Origin of the sequence: Streptomyces albipurpureus, assembly GCF_023701525.1 — a bacterium.
Classification (GTDB): Bacteria; Actinomycetota; Actinomycetes; order Streptomycetales; family Streptomycetaceae; genus Streptomyces; species Streptomyces albipurpureus.
On the sequence record NZ_JAMQAW010000063.1, the window covers coordinates 38,865 to 41,738 of the forward strand.

Below are 2,874 nucleotides of genomic sequence, written 5' to 3' on the forward strand. Positions count from 1 at the left end.
GTGCCGCCCCTCTTCCCCGCTCAGCTACCTCGGTTACTTGTCGTCGTCGCCCTCGGCCTCGGCAACCGCATCGCCGTCGTCATCCAGTTCAGCCGAGTCGGTGGAGTCATCCACCTCGGCGCTGTCGACTTCGTCGATGTCTTCACCGTCGGTGTGGTCGTCGGCTTCATCACCGTCGGTTTCATCACCGTCGGCTTCATCAGCGTGGTCGTCGCTCACGTCGATCGCGTCGACGAACTCCACACCATCCAACTCGGCCAACCGGTCCGAGGCGTCAGTGACCCCGTCCTTGTCGGCTTCCAGCGCCTTGGCGAACCACTCCCGTGCCTCGCCTTCCCGCCCGGCCGACAGCAGCGCGTCGGCGTACGCGTACCGAAGCCGCGCGGTCCAGGGCTGCACCGAGTTGGAGGCCAGCTCGGGACCCTGCAGCGTCACGATCGCTGCGTCGAGCTGCCCCTGGTCACGCCGAGCGCCGGCGGCGACCAATCGCATCTCCACCTGTCCGGCCTTGTCGAGCTTCTGCACCTCGGCCTCGCCAGCCATCGCCAAAGCCCGCTCGGGTCGACCGAGACCACGCTCACAATCGGCCATCACCGGCCAGAGCTCGACTCCACCCGTCATCCGCCGTGCCGCACGGAACTCGGCAAGCGCCTCGGTGTACCTCTGGGTCGCATACGCGGCAAACCCAGCGGCCTCACGGACGGCGGCGACCCTGGACGCGAGCCTCAGTGCGATCTTCGAGTACTCATAGGCGAGTTCGGGATCCTCGTCGATCATCTTGGCGACCATGACGAGGTTCTTGGAGACTTCCTCGGCCAGCCCCTTCGGCAGGCTCATCAGCTCCTGGCGTACGTCCTGGTCGATCTCGTCGCCAGTGACGTCCTCCGGGATCGGCAGCCGCTTGATCGGCTCACGATCGGGGCGGTCGCGGTCGTCGCGACGACCCGCGTATCCCCCTCGGTCATCACCCCGCCCGTAGCCACCACTGCCGCCGGTGGGACGGCCGCCTCGGTCGTCGCGACGGAAACCACCACCGGATCGGTCATCACGGCGAGGTCCACGGTCGTCGTCCCGGCGCGGACCACGATCATCATCGCGACGGAAACCGCCACCAGTGGGCCTACCACCGGCGGGACGACCACCACGGTCATCACGCCGATCATCACGAGGACCACGGTAGCCACCAGCGCTGCTACCGCTGCCACCACGATCATCACGGCGGAACGCCGGACGGTCATCACGGCGGGGACCACGGTCGTCGTCCCGGCGCGGACCACGGTCATCATCACGGCGGAAGCCACCGCCGCTGCTGCCACTGCTGCTGCCTCGGTCATCGCGACGGAAACCACCACCGGATCGGTCATCACGGCGGGGACCACGGTCGTCGTCCCTACGCGGACCACGGTCATCATCCCGACGGAAACCACCACCGGCAGGCCTACCGCCACTGCTGCCCCCGCGATCGTCACGACGGAAACCGGCACCACCACTCCCCCGGTCATCCCGGCGCGGCGCACGGTCATCGTCACGGCGGAACGCCGGACGGTCATCACGAGGCCGGTCGTCACGGCGGAAACCACCACCGCTGCTGCCACTGCTGCTGCCACTGCTGCTGCCTCGGTCGTCGCGGCGGAAACCACCACCGGATCGGTCATCACGGCGAGGTCCACGGTCGTCGTCCCGGCGCGGACCACGATCATCATCACGGCGGAAACCGCCACCAGTGGGCCTACCACCAGCGGGACGACCACCACGATCATCACGCCGATCATCACGAGGACCACGGTAGCCACCAGCGCTGCTACCGCTGCCACCACGATCATCACGGCGGAACGCCGGACGGTCATCACGAGGCCGGTCATCGCGACGGAAACCACCAGCGCTACCACCGCTGCTGCTGCCTCGGTCATCGCGGCGGAAACCACCAGCGCTGCTGCCGCTGCCACCACGGTCATCACGACGGGGACCACGGTCATCATCGCGACGGAAACCGCCACCAGTGGGCCTACCACCAGCGGGACGACCACCACGGTCATCACGAGGACCACGGTAGCCACCACCAGCGGCACCACTACCACCACGATCATCACGGCGCGGACCACGATCATCGTCACGGCGGAAACCGCCACCGGATCGGTCATCACGGCGCGGTGCCGGGGCACGATCGCGGTCGTCACGGCGGAAGCCACCGCCGCTGCTACCGCTGCTGCTGCCTCGGTCATCGCGGCGGAAACCACCAGCGCTGCTGCCGCTGCCACCACGGTCATCACGACGGGGACCACGGTCATCATCGCGACGGAAACCACCGCCAGTGGGCCTACCACCAGCGGGACGACCACCACGGTCATCACGCCGCGGTCCACGGTCATCGTCACGACGGAACGCAGGACGGTCATCACGCCGGTCATCCCGCCGGAAACCACCCCGATCGCCACCGTCCTTACGACGTGGCTCGCGCTCCGGACGGTCGTCGGGTGAGTTGGGGGACATCGACGTAACTCCTGTCTGCAGGTACTGCGGTCATTCTCGCGCAACCGGCGACCGGTCGCGCTTCGGCAAAAAACAAAAAAGGACCCTTGGTCCAGCGTGAACGCTGGACCAAGGGTCCTGAAATATTGTTCGGCGGTGTCCTACTCTCCCACAGGGTCCCCCCTGCAGTACCATCGGCGCTGAAAGGCTTAGCTTCCGGGTTCGGAATGTAACCGGGCGTTTCCCTCACGCTATGACCACCGAAACCCTATCGGTTTCGAGCGAACAAGCACACTTTATAATTATGGCGTTCTAGCTCAAACCAGCAACGGTCGTTGCTTCAGAACCAACACAGTGGACGCGAGCCTCTATGGACAAGCCCTCGGCTTATTAGTACCAGTCACC

Annotated in this window: 1 protein-coding gene, 1 rRNA gene and 1 pseudogene; all 3 read right to left on the reverse strand. The window is 66.3% G+C overall.

Features of this window, described 5'->3' with window-relative positions; translation table 11 throughout:
* Positions 1-33: 33 nt before the first annotated feature.
* Positions 34-837 (reverse strand): tetratricopeptide repeat protein, encoded by an 804-nt coding sequence (locus NBG84_RS33895; RefSeq protein WP_250923518.1) that lies wholly within the window; start codon positions 835-837, stop codon positions 34-36.
* Between the two features lie 1,110 nt (positions 838-1,947).
* Positions 1,948-2,469: pseudogene (locus NBG84_RS41395) on the reverse strand (hypothetical protein); the annotation flags it as partial.
* A 148-nt stretch (positions 2,470-2,617) separates the two neighbouring features.
* Positions 2,618-2,734, reverse strand: a 5S ribosomal RNA gene (rrf, locus tag NBG84_RS33905).
* Positions 2,735-2,874 lie beyond the last annotated feature (140 nt).

Bases quoted from the DNA above. Each gene is read 5' to 3' on its own strand.
- NBG84_RS33895 (WP_250923518.1), bottom strand. From the start codon at position 837: ATGAGCCTGCCGAAGGGGCTGGCCGAGGAAGTCTCCAAGAACCTCGTC.